General features: G+C 64.0%; 18 protein-coding genes. 7 read left to right on the top strand and 11 right to left on the bottom strand.

The window, feature by feature from the left end:
• Nucleotides 1–29: 29 nt before the first annotated feature.
• The 3 genes from BT173_RS12500 to BT173_RS12490 are packed head-to-tail and all read right to left on the bottom strand — an operon-like array spanning nucleotide 30 to nucleotide 2639.
• Nucleotides 30–869, bottom strand: a complete 840-nt coding sequence (locus BT173_RS12500; protein ID WP_072428995.1) for a substrate-binding periplasmic protein — start codon at nucleotides 867–869, stop codon at nucleotides 30–32.
• Nucleotides 862–1842, bottom strand: coding sequence for an isoaspartyl peptidase/L-asparaginase family protein (locus BT173_RS12495; protein WP_308417580.1), 981 nt, complete (start codon nucleotides 1840–1842; stop codon nucleotides 862–864). Before BT173_RS12495 ends, BT173_RS12500 begins: the two co-directional genes overlap by 8 nt.
• On the bottom strand, nucleotides 1842–2639 hold the full coding sequence (locus tag BT173_RS12490; RefSeq protein WP_072428994.1) for a hypothetical protein: 798 nt from the start codon (nucleotides 2637–2639) through the stop codon (nucleotides 1842–1844). Before BT173_RS12490 ends, BT173_RS12495 begins: the two co-directional genes overlap by 1 nt.
• A 201-nt stretch (nucleotides 2640–2840) precedes the next feature.
• Between BT173_RS12490 and imuA the strand changes: the two genes are divergently transcribed.
• Genes imuA through BT173_RS12475 form a run of 3 tightly spaced genes read left to right on the top strand, consistent with a single transcriptional unit; the run spans nucleotide 2841 to nucleotide 8070 of the window.
• Nucleotides 2841–3572 carry a translesion DNA synthesis-associated protein ImuA gene (gene imuA / locus BT173_RS12485; protein ID WP_072428993.1) on the top strand — a complete coding sequence of 244 codons (732 nt, stop codon included), beginning with the start codon at nucleotides 2841–2843 and terminating at the stop codon, nucleotides 3570–3572.
• Nucleotides 3496–4929 (top strand): Y-family DNA polymerase, encoded by a 1434-nt coding sequence (locus BT173_RS12480; protein ID WP_084658535.1) that lies wholly within the window; start codon nucleotides 3496–3498, stop codon nucleotides 4927–4929. The genes imuA and BT173_RS12480 overlap by 77 nt, the downstream gene beginning before the upstream one ends.
• 12 nt (nucleotides 4930–4941) lie before the next feature.
• The gene (locus BT173_RS12475) at nucleotides 4942–8070 is read left to right on the top strand and encodes an error-prone DNA polymerase (protein ID WP_072428992.1); all 3129 of its coding nucleotides are present in this window, start codon (nucleotides 4942–4944) and stop codon (nucleotides 8068–8070) included.
• A 23-nt stretch (nucleotides 8071–8093) separates the two neighbouring features.
• On the opposite strand, the gene BT173_RS12470 is transcribed toward BT173_RS12475, so the two are convergent.
• From BT173_RS12470 to zapE, 4 genes are read right to left on the bottom strand one after another with little or no spacing between them, the layout of a single operon-like run.
• Nucleotides 8094–8435, bottom strand: a complete 342-nt coding sequence (locus BT173_RS12470) for a hypothetical protein (RefSeq protein ID WP_072428991.1) — start codon at nucleotides 8433–8435, stop codon at nucleotides 8094–8096.
• A gap of 17 nt (nucleotides 8436–8452) precedes the next feature.
• On the bottom strand, nucleotides 8453–9424 hold the full coding sequence (locus tag BT173_RS12465; protein ID WP_072428990.1) for an NAD(P)H-quinone oxidoreductase: 972 nt from the start codon (nucleotides 9422–9424) through the stop codon (nucleotides 8453–8455).
• Entirely contained in the window at nucleotides 9424–9744 is a 321-nt protein-coding gene (locus tag BT173_RS12460) for a DMT family transporter (protein ID WP_072428989.1), read from the bottom strand. The genes BT173_RS12465 and BT173_RS12460 overlap by 1 nt, the downstream gene beginning before the upstream one ends.
• An 8-nt stretch (nucleotides 9745–9752) precedes the next feature.
• Nucleotides 9753–10913, bottom strand: coding sequence for a cell division protein ZapE (zapE, locus tag BT173_RS12455; protein WP_072428988.1), 1161 nt, complete (start codon nucleotides 10911–10913; stop codon nucleotides 9753–9755).
• 158 nt (nucleotides 10914–11071) lie between these two features.
• Between zapE and BT173_RS12450 the strand changes: the two genes are divergently transcribed.
• Complete coding sequence (locus BT173_RS12450) at nucleotides 11072–11809, top strand: beta-ketoacyl-ACP reductase (RefSeq protein ID WP_444542032.1); 738 nt, start codon at nucleotides 11072–11074, stop codon at nucleotides 11807–11809.
• 115 nt (nucleotides 11810–11924) lie between these two features.
• Here the strand turns inward: BT173_RS12450 and BT173_RS12445 are convergent, their stop codons facing one another.
• Both BT173_RS12445 and BT173_RS12440 read right to left on the bottom strand, forming a co-directional pair.
• Nucleotides 11925–12515 carry an OmpW/AlkL family protein gene (locus BT173_RS12445; protein WP_072428986.1) on the bottom strand — a complete coding sequence of 197 codons (591 nt, stop codon included), beginning with the start codon at nucleotides 12513–12515 and terminating at the stop codon, nucleotides 11925–11927.
• A gap of 86 nt (nucleotides 12516–12601) precedes the next feature.
• On the bottom strand, nucleotides 12602–13270 hold the full coding sequence (locus BT173_RS12440) for a lysoplasmalogenase (RefSeq protein WP_072428985.1): 669 nt from the start codon (nucleotides 13268–13270) through the stop codon (nucleotides 12602–12604).
• 145 nt (nucleotides 13271–13415) lie between these two features.
• Between BT173_RS12440 and map the strand changes: the two genes are divergently transcribed.
• The 3 genes from map (at nucleotide 13416) to BT173_RS12425 (ending at nucleotide 17388) form a co-directional block, all read left to right on the top strand.
• A complete protein-coding gene (gene map, locus BT173_RS12435; protein WP_072428984.1) occupies nucleotides 13416–14234 on the top strand; it encodes a type I methionyl aminopeptidase in 819 nt (272 codons plus the stop codon).
• 82 nt (nucleotides 14235–14316) lie between these two features.
• Nucleotides 14317–14757, top strand: a complete 441-nt coding sequence (locus BT173_RS12430) for a GNAT family N-acetyltransferase (RefSeq protein ID WP_072428983.1) — start codon at nucleotides 14317–14319, stop codon at nucleotides 14755–14757.
• 66 nt (nucleotides 14758–14823) lie between these two features.
• Nucleotides 14824–17388: a [protein-PII] uridylyltransferase gene (locus BT173_RS12425; protein ID WP_072428982.1), complete on the top strand. Its 2565-nt coding sequence runs from the start codon at nucleotides 14824–14826 to the stop codon at nucleotides 17386–17388.
• A gap of 61 nt (nucleotides 17389–17449) precedes the next feature.
• Here BT173_RS12425 and BT173_RS12420 read toward each other — a convergent pair whose 3' ends face one another.
• Nucleotides 17450–18841, bottom strand: coding sequence for an MATE family efflux transporter (locus BT173_RS12420; protein ID WP_072428981.1), 1392 nt, complete (start codon nucleotides 18839–18841; stop codon nucleotides 17450–17452).
• A gap of 160 nt (nucleotides 18842–19001) precedes the next feature.
• Nucleotides 19002–20441 (bottom strand): sulfate adenylyltransferase subunit CysN, encoded by a 1440-nt coding sequence (cysN, locus tag BT173_RS12415; protein ID WP_072428980.1) that lies wholly within the window; start codon nucleotides 20439–20441, stop codon nucleotides 19002–19004.
• Between the last annotated feature and the right edge of the window lie 155 nt (nucleotides 20442–20596).

Here is a 20596-nt window from a genome sequence, read left to right as displayed (position 1 = left end):
CCTTGGTCGGGCGACCAAGCCGCTTACGGTCAGTAGGCGCCGGGGCGTACATCGACCGGCGCGGTGGGCAGGATGGCATGCTGGGCATGGCGCGCCACGATGTCCTGAATCACTCCACGCCGCTGTAGACGCTGAATGGCGTGGCTGAGCGCAGGCAGATGCTGGCTGATCGGCTTGCCGCGCGCTGCGGCGATATGGATCGCATCGACCGAGAATGGCGTGCTCAGCACCTCCCAGCGGCCGATATCCCCCCAGCGCAGATTCAGCTGCTGGGTGTAGTCCTTGCTGGTCTGCTGGGTCGAGGCCGACAGCAGCAGATCAACCCGGCCTTGCGCGAGCATGCCCAGGCGCGCACGCAAGGTGCCCGCCTCCTCTTCCACCTTGAACAGCTTGTCGCGCTGAGCCATGAACTCGCCGCCATATTGCGAGCCGCGCGTGATCGAGACCGTCTTGCCTCGCAGGTCCTGAATGCTACGGTAAGCAAAGCGCTGCCCCTCGGGCACGATGATCCAGACCGGGGTGTTGAACATGGGCGCCGAGAAGGCAAACACCCGCGCGCGCTCGGGTGTACGCACCACGCCCCAGAGTAGGCCCTCGCCGCGCTCAGCCAGCTTTTGTGCGCGCCGCCACGGGTAGTAGGCAGTCTGGATATCCAGCCCACTCTCCTTGGCCAGCGCGGCAATCAGCTGGCTGGTGCGCCCGCTATCCGCGAATTGCTCGCCCTGCCTGCTCACCCGTTCCGGCAACAGGATGGTGAGCGTTGGGCCATGTGAGGCCAGGACCGGCCAGCTGAATGCAAGTAATAGCAGGTAGAGACTGAGCAGGCGCCCAGCCAGACCCAGCGCTTGGCTGGCGCGGCGATCACGCATGATAGATCTCCACCTGCAGGCCGGACGCGCTGATCTGGCCGCGGTACATGCCTTCGGTATTGAAGCCGAAGTAGACCTGGCCCTGGGCGTCGAGACTGATCACGCCGCCCTCCCCGCCACGCTGGCGCAGGCAGCTGTCCAATGTCTGCTCCACTGCGCTGGGCAAATCTTGCTGCTGGTACTTGATGCGGGCGGCGATATCGTAGGCCAGCACGCCGCGCATGAAGAATTCACCGGTACCGGTGCCGGAGACGGCCACCACGCCGTTTTCGGCATAGCAGCCGGCGCCGATGATGGGGGTATCGCCAACCCGGCCGAACTGCTTATTGGTGAGCCCGCCGGTAGAGGTGGCGGCAGCCAGATTGCCGGCCGCGTCGAGCGCCACGGCGCCCACCGTGCCGTATTTATGATCATTGAGCGCTATCTCGAACACCGCGCCCGCGGCGCCCGGTGCACTATGGTCGAGCAGCACCGCGCTCTGCGCGCGCGCCTGCTGTAGTTGCTGCCAGCGCCGTTCAGTATGGAAATAGGCGGGCGCTTCAAACGCCAAACCCTGCGCCAGGGCAAATTGCTCGGCGCCCTCGCCGATCAACAGCACATGGCGGCTCTGTTCCATCACCCGCCGCGCGGCCAGCACCGGGTTGCGGATATGGCGCACGCCGGCCACTGCACCGGCCAGGCCGCTGCGCCCATCCATGACCGAGGCATCCAGCTCGATCAGCCCATTGTGGGTAAAGACCGCGCCGCGCCCGGCATTGAACAGCGGGCAGTCTTCCAGCACCTGGACGGCCGCCACCACCGCATCCAGGCTGCTGGCGCCTTGCTGCAGCAATGCATAGCCGGCTGTCAGTGCCTCGGTCAGCGCAGCACGGTATTCGGCCTCCTGCGCGGGGCCGAGTAAGGCGCGGGTAATGGTGCCGGCACCGCCATGGATGGCGAGGCAGGGTGAGGTGATGCGCGTGGGTCCGGCCATCAGTCGCAGCCACCTATCGACATGCAGTCTTCCTCGCTCTGCTGCTGCAAGCGGCTTGTGCTGCACTGGCTGCCGGCCGCATCGCACTGCAAGGCATAGCGGCTGGTAGTGCGGCGCACCGGGCCGCCGACCTCGCACTGCCGCGGCGAGTCGATGGCCTCCTCTTCCACCAGCGTGTAGTGCAACGCCGGCTCGCCGGCCGTCTCATCCACGTCCAGATAGAGGCTGTGTTCGGGTAACGCGATCTGCCAAATCGGCTGCCCACTAGCAAGATGCATGAGCTGCATGCTGCCTACGGGGGAGCGCCCCATGCAGCTATCGCGGCTAGGAATGGCGAGGCGCAGCTGCGGATGGCCAGGCATCGGGTAGGTCGGCCCGGCGCTGTAGCGCGCTTCGGCCGCCGGCTGCTGTTTACTGAAGAACAAGCTGTGCCAGCTATCGATGCCGTCATCGATCCCATCGCTATGGTCGCGGTCCACTACCTGGATATCGAGCTGGAAATACTGTGGCAGCTCTTGCAGCGTGATCTGGCTATAGCCGGCGGGCGGCAAGGCGCCATCGCCGAGGGCGCTGTCGGGCGGGCTGACACGGTAGCGGCGCTGCTGCGCCGTGTTGTAGCGCGCAATCTGGCGGGCCAGCCGTGGGGGGGTGAAGTCGGCGGGCTTGAGCTGGCTAAAAAATGCGCGCGCGGCCGGCGGTAAGGCGGATCGCGCCTCGAAGGGCAAGTCGGCCGCAGCGGCAGGCCATGCCAGGCCGCTTATCAGGCAGCCGCACATCAGGGCGTGATAGCCACGCATTTCCCTCTCCTGCTTGGTCTTGATCTTGTGGATTGTTCCGGTCCGTAGCGCCGAGCCCAAGCACTGGTGCAGCGCCAGCAGTCTGGCCGGCCAGATCATACCGAGGCCGCCCTGGCTTGGGCTAGGCATGCTGCGCAGCGGCCTTGCGCGGTGAACGATCGTTCTCCATAATGTGAGAACGATCGTTCACCGGAGAGCATCATGCAGGCAGCCCTGACCGAGGTACTCAAGCACCCCGCCATCTGGCGTGGTGACGGCTTTTCGCATGCGCTGCCCGAGGTGATCGATTGCCAGCATGCCGAGCTTGCGCCCATTCTGCCCGGCGGCGGCTGGCCCAAGGCCGCCGTGACCGAGCTGCTGGCCAGCCGCGCGGGCTGTGGCGAGCTCAAGCTGCTGCTCCCGGCCCTGGCTGCGCTGACCCAGGCTGGCAAGCAGGTGGTGCTGATCGCCCCTCCACATATCCCTTATGCCCCGGCCTGGCAGGCAGCGGGCGTGGACCTGCGCAAGCTGACCTGGGTGGTGCCGGACACCGAATTCGATGCGCTGTGGGCCTGTGAGCAATCGCTGCGCGAACCGGCCTGCGGCGCAGTGATCAGCTGGTTCAAGCAGCCGCTGAGCGACCGCAATGCGCGCCGCCTGCAATTGGCCGCGGAAAAAGGCGGCGGCAGCGGCTTCGTGCTGCGCGAGGCCCAGCACGACGGCCAGAGTTCGCCCTTTGTATTGCGCCTGGGCGTGGAATCGGTAGCCGGCGGGGTAGCGGTACGCGTGCTCAAACGCCGTGGCGCGCCCCATCTGCGCCCGGTCTTCCTGCCCCATGCCACCCCGGCCCGCCGACCTGTTTACGGAAGAAACCATCATGTTGTGGCTGGCACTGCATCTGCCCCAGCTGCCGCTCAACGCGCTGCATCTGCACCCTACGCCTACGCCGGCTGAGCCCTGGGCGGTCATCGACCGCCAGGGCCGGCAGGAGAAAGTCCTGCTCGCCAATGCGGCGGCGCAGACGCTGGGGGTGAGAAGCGGCCTGCGCCGTTCGGCTGCCCAGGCGCTGGCAGCCCAGCTGCAACTGGCTCGCCGCCAGCCCGAGCAGGAGGCCGCCCTACTGGCCAATCTGGCCACTTGGGCACTGCAGTTCACCCCCACGGTCTGCCTAGACCCGCCGGCCGGCCTCTTGCTGGAAATCGAAGGTTGCCTGCAATACTTCCAGGGCCTGGAACGCCTGCGCAGCCTGATCAGTGCAGGCTTGGCAGAAATGGACCTGCCGGTTCGCCTGGGCCTGGCACCGACGCCGCTGGCCGCCAGCTGGTTTGCGCTGACGGCGGATGAGGCTGCGCCGCCCTGCTTCGATGACTGGCAGCATCGCTTGCAACAACTGCCCCTGGCCGCCCTGCCCTGGCCCACCGCCTGGCAGGACAGCCTGCGCGAGCTGGGTTTGCGCCGTCTGGGCGAGCTACTGCAGCTACCCCATGCCGAGCTGGCGCTGCGCTTTGGCAGCGACTTCACCCAGATGCTGGCCCAGGCCTGCGGCCAGCAGCCCGATCCACGCCGCCCCTTTATACCGCCCGAGCACTTTGCGCGCCGCCTGGAGCTGAACTGGCATATCGAGCAGGTGGAAGCGCTGGGCTTTATTGCGCGCAGGCTGCTGCAGGAGCTGGCGGCTTTTCTACTGGGCCGAGGCCTGGGTGTGCAGCAGCTGCGCTGGCAGCTCGGCCATGAAGGCGGGCAGCGCAGCGAACTGCTGGTCGGTTTGGGCCAGCCTACCCGCGCAGCGGAGGCGATGCTGGCGATTACGCGCGAAAGGCTGACGCGCTTTACGCTGCCGGCCGCCGTGCACAGCGTGGCGCTGCTTGCCGATAGCCTGCATCGGCTGGATGGCGAGGCGCTTGGTCTGTTTGGCCAGGGCCAAGCCCAGGCGGATTTCCAGCTGCTGCGTGCCCGCCTGGCCGCCCGCCTAGGGGAGGACGCGGTGCGCGAGCTGCACTGCGTCGCTGACCACAGACCCGAGCATGCGTGGAGCAGCCGCCCGCCCGCTACCAGCGCACCTAGCCTGCGCAGCGAACGACCGGGCTGGCTGCTGCCGATGCCACTGGCGCTGGAGACCCGCGCCGAGCGGCCCTGGTATGGCGAGCCGCTGACCCTGCTCGGGCGGGCCGAGCGCATCGAATCCGGCTGGTGGGATGGGGCAAGCGTGGCGCGTGATTACTGGCAGGCCGAGGGGCCGTCCGGGCGGCGTTACTGGCTCTACCAGCAGCGCCTGGATGGTGCGTGGTTCCTGCATGGTCTGTTTGCCTGAGCGCCGCGGCCCATGCTGCCCGAATACGCCGAGCTGCACTGCCTATCCAATTTCAGCTTCCAGCGCGGCGCCTCCAGTGCGCCCGAGCTGGTGGAACGCGCGCGCACGCTTGGCTACCGTGCGCTGGCAATCACCGATGAATGCTCGCTGGCCGGCGTGGTGCGTGCGCACGAGGCAGTCAAGGCGGCACAGGCGGAAGTCAGCCAGGACCCGAGCCAGCCAGCACCGCCTGCGCTGATCATCGGCAGCGAGTTCACCTTGCAGGACGGCTTGCGCCTGGTGCTGCTGGCGCCTGACCGGGAGGCGTATGGCGATCTGTCCGAGCTGATCACCGTGGGGCGGCGCCGTGCCGATAAGGGCAGCTACCAGCTCGACCGCGCCGATGTGGCACGCCTGTCGTCGCGTGTCCTAGCGCTATGGCTGCCACCGCGCGCAGCGCAGCTGGCCGATGCGCACTGGTTTGCCCACACCTTTCCCGAGCGGGCCTGGCTGGCGGTCGAGCTGTTTCAGCAAGCCGATGACCGCCAAGTCCTGAGCGAATTGCAGGCGCTGGCTGAAGCGGCCGGCTTGCGCTGTGTGGCGGCGGGCGATGTGCACTACCACCTGCGCTCGCGCCGCATGCTGCAGGACATGCTCAGCGCAACGCGCCTGGGCAAACCGGTGGCCGACTGCGGGTTGGCGCTGTTCCCGAATGGCGAGCGTCATCTGCGCCAGCGCCTCGCGCTCGCGCGGCTCTATCCCGCCGAACTGCTGGCCGAAACCCTGCACATCGCCGCGCGCTGCCAGTTTTCCCTCGACAGCCTGCGCTATGAATACCCGCTGGAACTGGTGCCCGCGGGCCAGACGCCGGACAGCCACTTGGCCAAGCTGGTCGAGGCCGGCCTGCGCCGGCGCTATCCGCAAGGCACACCCGACAAGGTGGCCGCGCAGATCGAGAAGGAGCTAGGTCTGATTGCCGAACTTGCTTACGCGGCCTTCTTCCTGACCGTGGAAGACACGGTACGTTTTGCGCGCAGCCAGGGCATTCTGTGCCAAGGGCGTGGCTCAGCGGCCAATTCGGCCGTCTGTTATGCGCTGGGGATTACCGAGGTCAATCCGGACGAGGGTAATCTGCTGTTCGAACGTTTCCTGTCCAAGGAGCGCAATGAGCCGCCCGATATCGATGTGGACTTCGAGCATGAGCGGCGCGAAGAAGTCATCCAGTATCTGTATGCGAAGTACGGGCGCGACCGTGCCGCGCTGGCGGCCACGGTGATCTGCTATCGCACCAAGAGCGCCTTGCGCGATGCGGGCCGGGCGCTGGGCTTCGATGAGGAACAGCTGGACCGGTTGAGCGGCACGCTGGCCTGGTGGGACAAGCGCAGCGATCTGCCCGCCCGGCTGCGTGAAGCCGGCTTCGACCCGGAGGCCCGGCCCGTGCGTCTGCTGCTGCATCTGGTCGAGCAGCTGCGCGGCTTTCCACGCCATCTGTCCCAGCATGTGGGTGGTTTCGTGTTCTCACGCGGGCCGCTGGCGCGGCTGGTGCCGATAGAAAACGCCAGCATGCCGGCGCGCACGGTCATCCAGTGGGACAAGGACGATCTGGAAAGCCTGGGCCTCTTGAAAGTGGATGTACTGGCACTGGGCATGCTGAGCGCGCTGCGCCGCACGCTGGCGCTGGTGTCGGACCTGCGTGGCCGGACCATAACGCTGGCCGATATCCCGCGCGAGGACCCGGCCACTTACGCGATGATCTGCCGCGCCGATACGGTGGGTGTGTTTCAGATCGAATCGCGCGCGCAGATGTCCATGTTGCCGCGACTGCAGCCGCGCACCTTCTATGACCTTGTGGTGGAGGTGGCCATTGTGCGACCGGGACCGATTCAGGGTGATATGGTCCATCCCTACTTGGCTAACCGGCGTGCCGGCACTTGCGATCTAGCTGATATTGGCGAGGGTGAAGGCATTGAGCAGGTGCGCGCAGTGCTTGCACGCACGCATGGGGTGCCGATCTTTCAAGAACAGGTTATGCAGCTGGCCATCCATGCCGCTGGCTATGCGCCGGGCGAGGCCGACCAGCTGCGTCGTTCCATGGCGGCTTGGCAACGTAGCGGCAAGTTACAGCCACATAGAGAGAAATTGCTCAATGGCATGATTCAGCGCGGCTATAGCCCGGCATTTGCCGCGCGTATCTGGAAGCAGATCGAGGGTTTCTCGGACTATGGCTTCCCCGAATCGCACTCGGCCAGTTTCGCCCTGCTCGCCTATGCCTCGGCCTGGCTCAAATGCCATGAACCGGCCGCCTTTGTATGCGCATTGATCAATAGTTATCCGATGGGTTTTTACGCACCCAATCAGCTGATCCAGGATGCGCGTCGCCATGGCGTGCTGTTTCACCCGGTGGATGTGCAGCACAGCGCCTGGGACTGCACGCTGGAAGCGAGCGGACAGGTGCAGCCCGCGGTGCGCCTGGGGCTAAGCCTGGTACGCGGGCTGAGCAAGACCTTGGGCGAACGGATTGCGCAGGCACGCCCCCACGGGGGCTATGCCAGCGCGCAAGCCTTGCAACGCGCAGCGCGGCTGGATAGTCGTAGCCTGCAGCTGCTGGCCGATGCTGATGCGCTGGCGGGCTTTGGCGGCAACCGCCGCCAGGCACGCTGGCAGGCCGCCGGTCTCAGTACGGTACAAGATCTGGCCGACGCGCTGCCCGAGGCCGACAGCCTGCCCGCGCTACCGCTGGCCCGGCCGGGTGAGGAGCTGCACAGCGATTACCAGCGCCTGGGCCTGAGCCTGCGCGGCCACCCGCTGGCCCTACTGCGCCGAAGGCTGGCCAAGGAGCGCCTGCTGAGCGCGGCCGAAATCCGCCAATGTCAGGATCGCCAACCGGCGCGTGCCTGCGGTCTGGTCATCGGCCGGCAGCGCCCAGGCACGGCCAGCGGGGTGGTGTTCCTAACCCTGGAGGATGAGACCGGCAATGTGAATGTGATCGTCTGGCGCGATCTGGTTGAGCGCCAGCGCAAGGAGCTGCTCGGCGCGCGACTTTTGGCGGTGTATGGCGTGGTGCAGCGCGAGGGCGAAGTGGTGCACCTGTTGGCCAAGCGCCTGGCGGATAAATCCGAGCTGCTGGGCGATCTACCCGTCGTGAGTCGCGACTTTCATTGAATGCCGCAAAGCCGAGTGGGCGTCTATTCCGCCAGAGGGCGTATTTCCAACCCCGGCACTTCGGACGTGGCTGGCGGCGTGCTGTCGAGCGGCGCATTGGGCGTGACCGCCGGCGCTACCGGTGCGACGACGGCGGGTTCGACGACTGCCGGGGCAGCCGGGCTGGCCGGCTTATCGGCCGTGGCAGCATCAATCGCCCAACTGCCGGCCTTCACCGCGCCTTTACCGGCGGCGACCGCCACATCGGCCGTTACGCTGACCGCGGTGGTGGCCACACTGGCTGCTGCGCCGGCAACGGTAATCACGGCGCAGCCGTGCAGGAGGGGGAGGCCGAGCAGCAGGGCCAGGGTGGCAAAGCGTGTCATACGGTTTACTTTCGGTATCAGGCCAGCGTCAGCACGAGCTTGCCCAGGTTATGGTTGCCTTCCAGCCAGGCATGCGCGGCGCGCACCTCGGCCAGTGGAAAAGTGCGGTCCAGGGTCAGCTTCAGCTGGCCTTTTGCCAAGGCTGGCACGATCGTATCGCGTAAGGCAGTGCTGAGCCTGGCCTTGACCGCCTCGGGCTGCGCGCGCAGCGTCGAGCCGCGTAGGCTCAGGCGCTTGACCAGCAGGCGGCCCAGATCAAGCGGTGCGTTGGCGCCCCCCATCAGGCCGATCACGATCAGGCGGCCATCGCTGCGCAGGCTGTGCAGATTGGCGTCCAGATAGCGCGCCCCCACGCAGTCGAGGATCAGGTCCACGCCGCCCTGGGCCTTGAGCTCGCAGGCAAAATCCTGCCTATGGTATTCAATTGCCCGCTGCGCGCCCAGGCCACGGCAGAACGCCGCCTTGGCCGCGCTACCCACCGTGCAGGCTACCTGGGCGCCGTGCAAGCGCGCGAGCTGAATGGCCGCGGCCCCTACGCCGCTGGCGCCGGCATGGATGAGCACCTGCTCATTCGCCTTGAGTTGGCCTAGTTCGATTAGATTGAACCAGGCAGTCATCCAGGCCTCGGGCAGGCTGGCCGCCTCGGCATGGCTGAGATTGTCCGGCTTGCGTAGCGCGCAGCTGGCATCCAGCATCGCGTATTCGGCATAGCCACCGCCGCCGACCAGGCCGAACACCGCCTCACCCGGGGCAAAGCCGCTAACGCCCGCACCTACCTCCACCACTTCGCCCGACACCTCCAGGCCCAGCAGGGGCGAGGCGCCAGCCGGCGCCGGATAGCGCCCTTCCCTTTGCACGATGTCGGCGCGGTTGATGCCGACCGCATGCACACGCAGTAGCAACTGTCCTGGTCCAGGCTGCGGGCGCGCGGTTTCGCCCAGATAGAGCGTGCTGGCGTCGCCGGCCTGGGTCTGCAGGACGGCCAGCATCAGTGTGCCGAAGTCAGCTTGAGGCCGACGATGCCGCCGACCACCAGCAGCACGCAAAGCAGGCGCGGCCAGTCGCTCGATTCATTGAACAGCACAATCCCGGCCACCACGCCGCCCACCGCGCCAATGCCGGTCCAGATCGCATAGGCGGTGCCCATAGGCAGCACTTTCATGGCCTTGGCCAGGCAGGCGAAGCTGGCCGTCATGGTCAGCAGGGTCAGCGCGCTCCAGCCGGGCTTGCTGAAACCTTCGCTGTACTTCATCCCGATGACCCACACCACTTCAAGCAAGCCTGCAACCAGCAGATAGATCCAATGCATAGGGCTTCCTAAGTCAGAGCGACCGACATGGCCGCGTCCTTGGTCTTGCCTGCCTCGTGCGGCAGGGCCAGATAGTCGGTCGACTGCATCTCGGTCAGGCGGCTGGCGGTGCGGAAGAATTCATGCGCAAACGCGCCCTCGGTATAGATGCCCTCCGCCGGTGTGGCGGCCGAGATGATCAGCTTGACCCGGTAGTCGTAGAACACATCCACCAGCCAGGTCAGCCGGCGCGCGGCCGACGATTCCTTGGCCGTCAGCCTCGGCACGTCGGACAGGATGACCGTATGGTACTGGCGTGCCAGCCACAGATAATCGGTCTGCGAACGTGGACCATCGCATAGCTCGGCAAAGCTGAACCAGACCACGCCCGGTGCATGACGGCGAGCGGTTACCGTGCGCGACTCAATCACCATGGCCGGCGGCAGGTCATCGGCAGTGGCCAGCTTGTCGAACACCGCATTGAGTTCGGCATCGGTGTCGGCGGCTATCGGGCTGATATAGGTGCGGGCCTGGGTCAGCGTGCGCATGCGGTAATCATTGCCGCCATCCACATTCACCACCTCCACATGCTGCTTGAGCAAGGCGATGGTGGGCAGAAAGTTCTGCCGCTGCAGACCGTTCGGGTACAGGTCGTCAGGCGCGTAATTGCTGGTGGCGACCAGCACGAGGCCATGCTCGAACAGATGGGTGAACAGGCGGCCAAGGATCATCGCATCGGCGATATCCGAGACATGGAACTCATCGAAGCACAGCAAGCGCGTGTGCTCGGCAATCTGGTCGGCCACCTTGGCCAGCGGGTCGACCTCGTTCTTCAGCGCGCGCAGACCGTCATGCACCTCCTGCATGAAGTGATGGAAATGCAGGCGACGCTTGCGCTTATACGGCACACAGGCAAAGAAGCCATCCATGAGGAAGCTCTTGCCACGCCCTACCCCGCCCCAGAAGTACAGGCCGCGCGGCACATCGGGCATGGGCAGCAGGCTGCGCCCGAATAGGCGGTCACGCTTGCGCTTGAAAGTCAGCAGCTCGTTGTATAGGCGTTGCAGATGCTCGATCGCCTCGGCCTGGGCTGGATCGCGCTGGAAACCGGGCTGGGTCGCGGCGATTTCGTACCACTCTTGTGGCGGCGTGCCAGGCTGGATATGGGCGGTAAAGACGTGTTGAGACATGTCAAGAATCGTGAAGAGGTGTTGCGGGATTATACCGATGCATAAGCACAGGTCGCGGCGTAACAAGACTGGAGCAATTACACGGTATATATTTCAGAGCACCGCAATAAGACGAATTCACAAGCGGTGTATCCAAGCACGCAAATCAGGAGAAATAAATTATGGCCAGAATCGCACTCGTCACCGGCGGCATGGGAGGAATTGGTACCGCCATTTGCCAGAAGCTCGCCGACAGCGGGCATACCGTGGTGACAACCTATAGCAGGCCCGGCAAGGAAGTGGCCTGGTTGGCCGATCAGAAGGAACAGGGTTATCTGTTCCACGCCTATCAATGCGATGTGGCGGATTTCGAGTCCTGCCAAGCCATGGCCGCCAAGGTCGTGGCTGAAGTAGGCCCGGTGGATGTGCTGGTGAACAATGCCGGCATCACCAAGGACACCACCTTCCGCAAGATGAGCAAGGTGGACTGGGACGTGGTACTGCGCACCGATCTCGACTCGGTATTCAATATCAGCAAGCCCTTCGTGGACGGCATGGCCGACCGTGGCTTTGGCCGCGTCATCAATGTGTCCAGCATCAATGGCCAAAAAGGCCAGTTCGGCCAGACCAACTACTCAGCCGCCAAGGCCGGCATGCATGGTTTTACCAAGGCCCTGGCGCAGGAAGTGGCGCGTAAGGGTGTGACGGTAAATACGGTCAGCCCCGGTTATATCGCCACCGAAATGGTGATGGCGGTGAAGGAAGAAATCCGTCAGAGCATCATCGCCGGCATTCCGGTCAACCGTCTGGGCAAGCCGGAGGAGATCGCCGACCTGATCGCCTTCCTGGCCAGCGATCATGCGGGCTTTATCACCGGCTCTAACATCGCCATCAACGGCGGCCAACATATGTTCTAAGTGCCGCGCAGCTTGCCGAAAGGTAAGCTGCCAAGAGAAACGGCGATGCCTAGGCATCGCCGTTCTGTTTTCCGTGCTGGCAGGCTGTGGCCCCGGTGAATCGGGGCCGGGCTGCTTAGAACTTGGTACCGACGCCGAGGCCGATCACCAGCGGATTGATCTTCAAGGTGCCCAGATCGGCGCCGCCTGCGGTGCTGACATCGGTCTTGATGTAGATCTTCTTAAGGTCCAGGTTCACAAACCAGTCCTTATTGATCGCGTAATCGGCGCCGATCTGCAGGCTGCCGCCAAAGCTGTTCTTGTCCACCTGCAGACCGGGCAGGTCCACATTGTAGAAGCGCGTGTAGTTGACGCCGACACCTGCATAGGGGCGGAAGGTTGCTTCCGGGGTGAAGTGGTATTGCAGCGTCAGCGTCGGCGGCAGGTGATTGACCTTGCCAAGGCTGGTGCCACCGGCGCTCACCTCATGGCGGGCCGTACCCAGGATCAGCTCGGCACCCAGGTTGTTGGTCAACATATAGGTGAAATCGAGCTCAGGAACGACCTGCTTGTCCACGTCCACATCCAGCGTGGCCAGCGCGCCGGTGGTGGATACGCTGGGCGCAACCTGGATCAGGCGGCCGCGTACCAGCCAATCCCCTTCGGCGGCAAAAGCCTGGCTGGCGAAAAGCAGGCTGGTCAGGATGGCGAGGGTCTTGCCTTGCATGATGCAGTTCTCCGTAAACTTGCCGCACCGATTGGTGGGCTCGCAAACAGATTACGGCGACTGCTGCAGTGCAATATTGCGCTGGATCAGAAAACTGCCGGATTGCCGCGTGCACTGCGGAAAACCGAGAGCGCGATGCCGAACTGGCCCGCCCAGTAAGTCAGAATGACCGCCAGATTGGCGCCCGGCCACGGGGTATAGAAACGGTTGAAGGCCAGGATCGTGTCGGAGATGCCAAACAGCAAGGCGCCCAGGCAGGCCGCCCACTGCCAGCGCGCGGCGGGCTGGTCGAGCAAAGCCAAGGCGCGCCAGAGCATGGCGCCGATCACACTCACGTAAACCGCTACCGGAATCGCCAGTTTGCCGAGATGCGGATACAGCAAGGTATAGGCGCCGCCTACCCAGATCAGCACCGGCAGCGCACGCAGCCAGGCCTTGCGCGCTGCCGCGCCCGCAAAGGCCAGCACATAGCATAGTTGCGCACACAGAAAGGCCAAGAGGCCCCAGATAAAGAAGTCGGGTGAGACTTCCAGCAAGAGATCGCCCGCCAGCGAGAACACCAAGCCCACACGGATCAGCTTGGCGTAGCGGCTGTCCTGGCCGTGCAGCCAGACAATCATGCAGGCGACCGGAATTGCCTTGCTGATGAATTCCACCGCGCCCTGCCCGGCCAGCTGGGCCCATAAATGCACGATAAGACCAGCGAGGCCAAGTATGACCAGTAAGCGATGGCTAAGATTTTTTTGCAGATGCATGTGCTTGTCTCCCGTTTTTTACTTTGTTTTCGCGCTGCGCCGAACATGAAAAGCTATTTGCAATCAAGGCATTAAATAATTTCAAATTGCTGCCTGCCCCTGCCTGGCGGTATCCTGCCGTTTTGCTCAGCCCGTGCTAGCTATCATGACCATCGTCATCAAGACTCAAGAAGATATCGAAAAAATGCGCATTGCAGGCCGTTTGGCCAGCGAAGTGCTCGATTACATCACCCCTTTCGTCAAACCCGGCGTGACCACCGCCGAGCTGGACCGGCTGTGCCATGAGTACATGGTCAATGTGCAAGGCACAATCCCGGCCCCGCTCAATTACTGCCCGCCCGGCTATACGCCTTACCCCAAGGCGATCTGCACCTCGGTCAACCAGGTGATCTGCCACGGCATCCCGAACGACAAGGCGCTGAAGAACGGCGATGTGGTCAATCTGGATATCACCGTGATCAAGGATGGCTACCACGGTGATACCAGCCGCATGTTCGAGGTCGGTACCGTGGCCTCGCATGCCTCCCGCCTTGCGCAAGTCACTTACGAATGCATGTGGCTGGGCATCGATATGGTCAAGCCTGGCGCGCGCCTCGGCGATATCGGCGCGGTGATCCAGCGCCACGCCGAGAAGAACGGCTACTCGGTGGTGCGCGAATTCTGCGGCCATGGCATCGGCAAGAAATTCCACGAAGAGCCGCAGGTGCTGCACTACGGCAAGCCTGGCACCGGCGTGGAGCTGAAGGCCGGCATGATCTTCACCATCGAGCCGATGATCAACGCCGGCAAGAAGGAAATCCGCGCCATGCCGGACGGCTGGACCATCGTGACGAAGGATAGATCGCTGTCTGCCCAGTGGGAGCACACGGTACTGGTGACCGAGACGGGTTACGAAATCCTGACCCAGTCGGCCGGTACACCGGCACGCCCGGCCCTGCCGCAACCGGCCGCCGTCGCCGCCTGACACACCGCGACTCAGCAGTCAGCCACCACAAGACGCCGCCTTGCCGGCGTCTTGTTGTTTCCACAGCCACAGGACGCCAGCCATGTTGCATCACCTCGACCTGCACGATGCCTTGCAGGCCGCCGAACTCCTGGCTCTGCAGCGCCTTGCCTACAGTCAGGAAGCCGAGCTGATTGGCTATGCGCAGCTGCCCCCGTTGCGGGAAAGCCTGCCCGAGCTGATGGACTGCGGTGAGCGGGTGCTGGTCTGGCGCGAAGCGGGCGTGCTGCTCGCCGCGCTTGGCTATCTGCACGATGCTCAGGGCCTGGACATCTGCCGCCTGATGGTCGCGCCCACCGCGCAGCGCCGCGGCCTTGGTCGTCGCCTGCTGGCCGAATTGGCCAAGCAGCAGCGACCGATGCGGGTGATGACGGCGGCCGCCAATCTGCCCGCCATCGCGCTCTATCAGCGGGCCGGCTTTGTGCTCAGGCGGGAAATCGTCTTGCCGGATGGGCTGAAACTTGTTGCTCTGCAACATCCGTGAGCAGCAGGCTTTGCGCGGCTGCGCAAAGCAGTGAGAATGACAGTCTGCTTACGCGAGACTGCCGCCATGAATGCCCCCTTCCCGATCGCCGACCTGCGCCGCCAGCTACAGGCGGCCCGTGCTGCCGTGCATCACGATTACCACGACCCGGAACATGCCCTGCCCCTGCTTGAGCAGGAAGCGCGGCTGGTGGATGACTTTCTGGCCCAGCGCTGGCAGGAACTGGATATGGAAGCCGGCGCCGCCCTGGTGGCAGTGGGCGGCTATGGGCGCGGCCAGCTGTTTCCCTGCTCGGATATCGACCTATTGCTGCTGCTACCGGAAGGCGCGGCGCAAACCACCTTGGACAAGGTGGAAAGCTTTATCGGTCTGTTATGGGACCTTGGCCTGGAAGTCGGCCATAGCGTGCGCACCTTGGCCGAATGTCTGGAGGAAGCCGGGCGCGATATCACCGTGCAGACCACCCTGCTGGAAACTCGTCTGCTGGCTGGCAGCGAGCTTGCCTATGCCGAACTGGTCGAGGCGGTGTTCAAGCAGCTTGATCCGCGCAGCTTCTTTGAGGCCAAGTTGCTGGAACAGCAGCAGCGCCATGACCGCTATCAGGGCTCGGTCAATAAGCTGGAACCGAATGTAAAGGAAGCACCGGGTGGCCTGCGCGATCTGCACCTGGTGCTCTGGCTGGCACGCGCCTGCCATCTGGGCCAGGACTGGAACAGCCTGCACAAGGCTGGCCTATTGACCGGTCAGGAGATGCGCAAGCTCAAGCGCGCCGAGCAGATGCTGTGCTCGTTCCGCATTGCCCTGCATCTGAGCGCTGGACGCCGCGAGGATCGCATCCTGTTCGACTTCCAGAACACGCTGGCCAAGCGCTTTGGCTACGAGGATACCGAGGCCAATCGCGCCAGCGAACAGCTGATGGCCGTCTACTATCTGTCGGCCCGCATCGTCGCGCAGCTGCAGCCACTGCTGATCCAAGCCTTCCGCAAGCAGCTGTACGGCGACACCCAGCTTGAGCCGCGCGTGCTGAACGAGCGCTTTGTGGCGCGCGGCGCGCTGCTGCAGATCGCCCATCCCGAGGTGTACGAGCAGCAACCGTCGGCGATTCTGGAAACCTTCCTGCTCTTGCAACAGCACCCCGAGCTGACCGCCATTGGTGCCAGCACCCTGCGCGCGATGTGGCATGCGCGTCCGCATATCAATGCCGCCTTCCGGCGCGATCCGGTCAACAAGGCGCTCTTCATGCAGATCGTGCGCCAGCCTTTCGGCACCACGCGGGTCATGCGGCGCATGAACCAGTACGGCGTGCTCGGCCGCTATATCCCGGCCTTCGGCAAGATTGTCGGGCGCATGCAGCACGACCTGTTCCATGTCTACACGGTGGACGAACATATCCTGATGGTGCTGCGCAATCTGCGCCGCTTTGCCACCCCGGCTTTCAACCATGAATACCCGGTCTGCTCCCAGCTGATCGAAGCCTTCGAGCGCCCCGAGGTGCTCTATCTGGGCGCCCTGTTTCACGATATCGGCAAGGGCCGTGGCGGCGATCACTCCCAGCTCGGTAAGGTCGATGCGCGCGAGTTCTGTGAGGGCCACGGCCTGGATGAGGCCGATACCGAGATGGTGGCCTGGCTGGTCGAGCAGCATCTGACCATGTCCAGTGTGGCGCAGAAGCAGGATGTATACGACCCGGACACAGTGGCGAGCTTTGCCCAGCTGGTGGGGGATGAACGCCATCTGATCGCGCTCTATCTGCTGACGGTGGCCGATATCCGCGGCACCAGCCCCAAGGTGTGGAATGCTTGGAAGTCCAAGCTGCTGGAAGACCTGTTCCGCGCCACTCGCCGCTATCTGAATGGCGGGGCGCAGAACACCAGCGATGCGCTGGACGAACGCCGCGAGGAGGCGCTGCGCCTGATGCGCTTGCACGGCCTACGCGACGACGCGCACCAGCCCCTGTGGAAGACGCTCGATGCGGTTTACTTCCTGCGCCACGATGCATCTGAGATTGCCTGGCATGGCCGCATTCTGTGGGGACGTTTCGACAAGGACGAGGTGGTGGTGCGTGCGCGGCCGAGCGAGAGCGAGGAAGGCCTGCAGGTGCTCGTCTACTGCCCCGACCAGCCCGAGCTGTTCGCACGCATCTGCGCGTTTTTCGAGCGCGCCGGCTACAGCATCTTCGACGCGAAGATCTACACGACGCTGAAGGGCTATGCGCTCGACAGCTTCTATGTGGATATTGCCGATGGGCGCGAGGCCGAGTACCGCGATCTGATCGGCTATATCGAGTTCGAGCTGGCTCAGCTACTCAAGCAGGCCGGTCCATTGCCCGCGCCGCTCAGCGGCCGCCTCAGCCGCGCGCTCAAGCATTTTCCCCTGCCACCGCAGCTGCTGATACGCGAGGATGACAAGCAGAAGCTGCACATCCTGTCGCTGGTGGCGGGCGACCGGCCGGGTCTGCTGTCGCGCATCGCGCGCGTGCTATCTGCCCACGGGGTGGAAATCCATTCCGCCAAGATCATGACCCTGGGCGAGCGCGCCGAAGACACCTTTACGATTTCCGGTCCGGCCCTGGCCGACCCGAAATCCATGGTGCGGCTGGAAGCCGATCTGCTGGAAACCATGCGCATCTAGGCGGCAGCGCAGCCGGCGCGCGCGGCTGCCGGCTCAGGGAAGCCAATCAGCGCGCGCGGCCTCAAGCGCTGGCCGGTTCGCCATGCACGCCGGCCTGCACCTTGGCATGGGTGCGCTGCGCATACTTCAACCATTTGCGCTGCTTCCAGCGCCGGTACATGAGCATGCCGCGCAGCCACTCATCGGCAGCCATGGCGATCCACACCCCGACCAGTCCAAGGCCAAAGAAGGTGCCGAGCAGCCAGCTGCCGAAGGCGAGCACGCCCCACATCGAGAATGCGCCGATCAGCACCGGGTAGCGCGCGTCACCGGTCGCGCGCAACGAGTTGATCACCACGATATTGAACACCCGCCCCGGCTCCAGAATCAGGCCAATGCGCATCAGCAAGGCGCCAGTGGCGATGATGGCCGGGTCAGAGGTGAAGATGCCTAGCAGCAGCGGCGCAAACAGCGCCACCAGCGCGGCCACGATCAGCGCGATGCCAAAACCGACCCGCAGGCTGCGTAGCAGCTGGCGATACGCTTCATCGAACTGACCGGCGCCGACCAGATGGCCGATGACAATCTCGGTCGCCAAGCCGATCGCCACGCTGCATAGCACCACCACCCACACCAGCTGCATCGCATAGGACTGGGTAGCCAGTGCTTGATCGCCCATACGCGCGGTAAACGCGGTCACGGTCATGAAGGCCAGATACCAGCTGATCTGTTCGCCAGCCGCAGGTAAACCAATATGCAAGATGCGCGCGAGCCGCTCGCGTGAGACATCGAAGAAATCACGCGCGCGTACGCTCAGATGAATCCGGTATTCGAGCAAGGCCCACATGACGAGGCAAGCCACCAGACGGCTGAACACGGTGGACAGCGCCACGCCAACTACTCCCATCTTGGGTGCACCGAACAGGCCGAACAGCAGCACGGCATTGCCGATGATATTGAGGATGTTCTGGCCGATCGCTACCAGCATCGGGTCACGCGTATGGCCGTGTGCGCGCAGCACGGCCGAGATGGCCAGATTCATCGCCTCGAGAAATAGCGTGCCGCCCATCAGGGCCAGGAAGGGCAAGGCGTATTCGCGCAGCGCGGGTGAGAGCTGCATCAGCTTCAACAACGGCTCAGCAGCAAAGTAGACAAACAGGCTGGCCAGGAGCCCAAGCCAGGTATTGACCCCGATGGCCGTGGCAGCGATCCGATCCGCCCCTGCCCTATCGCCGCCACCCAGATGATGGGTGACCACCACGCTGGTGCCGATGCCGACAAAGCCGAATAGGATCACGAACAGCACGACGATCTGGTTGGCCGTGCCGAGCGCCGCTACTGCGTCGTCCGAGATATGGCTGACCATAAAGGTATCGACCATGCCGGTGGTCAGGTGCAGCAGCTGTTCGATGAAGATGGGCCAGGCCAGCGCCAGGAGGCTGGGCTTGACGGCCGAGGTGGTGGTACGGGACATGGTGCGGGCTCGGATGTTTCAGAGCTGAAACCGTTTTCAGCCCTGCGCCATTTTGCCGTGAAATGCCCAAGTAGCGGGCAGCTGCCCGACTACAAAGCAAGATATATAAACGCCGATGGCCACCTTTGCGGGTGGCCATCGGCGTTCAACAGCGTGGGAATCAGTTGCCGAATAGCTTGCTGATATCGCGCGCTTCCCAATGCGGGAAGTGCTTGCGCACCAACTGGTTCAGTTCCAGCTCAAACGCGCGCAGGCGAGCCAGCTCGTCCTGTGCGAGCGGGTTTGCCTCCGCCACGGCCGCCGCGGCAATCATGCCGGCACCGGCGGTAGCATTGGACAGGCGGTCGATCAGGATAAAGCTGCCGGTGCCGCGGCATTCGCGGTAGGCATCGAACACCACGGGCGCGTTCACACTGATGCGGCACAGGCCGATCTCATTCAGCGCCAGCTGCTCAGCCTCGGATACCGCCAGGCTGTTGACATCCACGCGCTGCAGAATGCGCTCGACGCGGCCGAATACCTGCTTGCCGGCCAGTTTGAACGCGTATTCCTTACCCAGCAGCAAGGGCTGCTCATTCATCCACACGATGTGCGCGTCGAAGGCGGTCGATACATTCGGCCGGGTTTCGCTGGCCTTGACCAGCATATCGCCGCGCGAGACATCGATCTCATCTTCCAGGGTCAGCGTGATCGCCTGGCCTACTTGGGCAGACGCTTGCTCCCCCTCATAGCTGACCACGGCCTTCACGCGACTTTGCTTGCCCGACGGCAAGGCCACCACGCTGTCCCCCGGCTGGATGGTGCCGGCGGCAATCGTGCCGCAGAAGCCACGGAAGTCGAGATTGGGCCGGTTCACATACTGGACCGGCAGGCGGAAGGCATCGAGGTGTACATCGTGATCGACCTCGACCGACTCAAGCAGGCTCATCAGGGTCGGACCTTGGTACCACGGTGCCTTGGCGGATGGATTGACCACATTGTCGCCACGCAGGGCCGAGATCGGCACAAAGCGGATGTCGGGAATGGCCAGCTGCTCGGCAAAGGCCAGGTATTCGGCCTGGATGCGCTCGTATACGGTCTGATCGAAGTCGACCAAGTCCATCTTGTTCACCGCCACGATCACATGCTTGATGCCCAACAGGCTGACGATAAAGCTGTGGCGGCGGGTCTGAGTCTGCACGCCGCGGCGCGCGTCGATCAGGATGATGGCCAGATTGCTGGTGGACGCACCGGTCGCCATATTGCGCGTGTACTGCTCGTGGCCCGGGCAGTCGGCAATGATGAACTTGCGTTTGTCGGTGCTGAAGTAGCGATAGGCGACATCAATGGTAATCCCCTGCTCACGCTCGGCCTGCAAGCCATCCACCAGCAAGGCCAGGTCAATCTCATCCTCGGTGGTGTTGTACTTCTGCGAGTCGCGCTGAATGGCGGCCAGCTGGTCTTCGAAGATCAGCTTGGAGTCATGCAGCAGGCGGCCGATCAGCGTGGACTTGCCATCATCGACATTGCCGCAGGTAATGAAGCGCAGCATGTCCTTGTTCTCATGCTGCTTGAGGTAGGCCAGGATGTCGCTGGCGATCAGATCGGATTGGTGAGACATAGCGAAGGGCCTGTAACAAGTCACGCTCTCGCGTCAGCGAGGCTCCCTCGCGGCGGCGAGGGCGGGGGGAGTGGAGTCAATCAAGAATAGGCCACTTGCTTGACCCCGGTCGCTTAGCGCCCGGCTTGGCCGGGCGGGGCTCAGAACTCAGCCCT

This window comes from Chitinimonas taiwanensis DSM 18899 (genome assembly GCF_900119825.1).
Taxonomy (GTDB): domain Bacteria; phylum Pseudomonadota; class Gammaproteobacteria; order Burkholderiales; family Chitinimonadaceae; genus Chitinimonas; species Chitinimonas taiwanensis.
The sequence above is the reverse complement of the archived record's forward strand: the minus strand, read 5'-3'. Positions and strand labels throughout refer to the sequence as shown.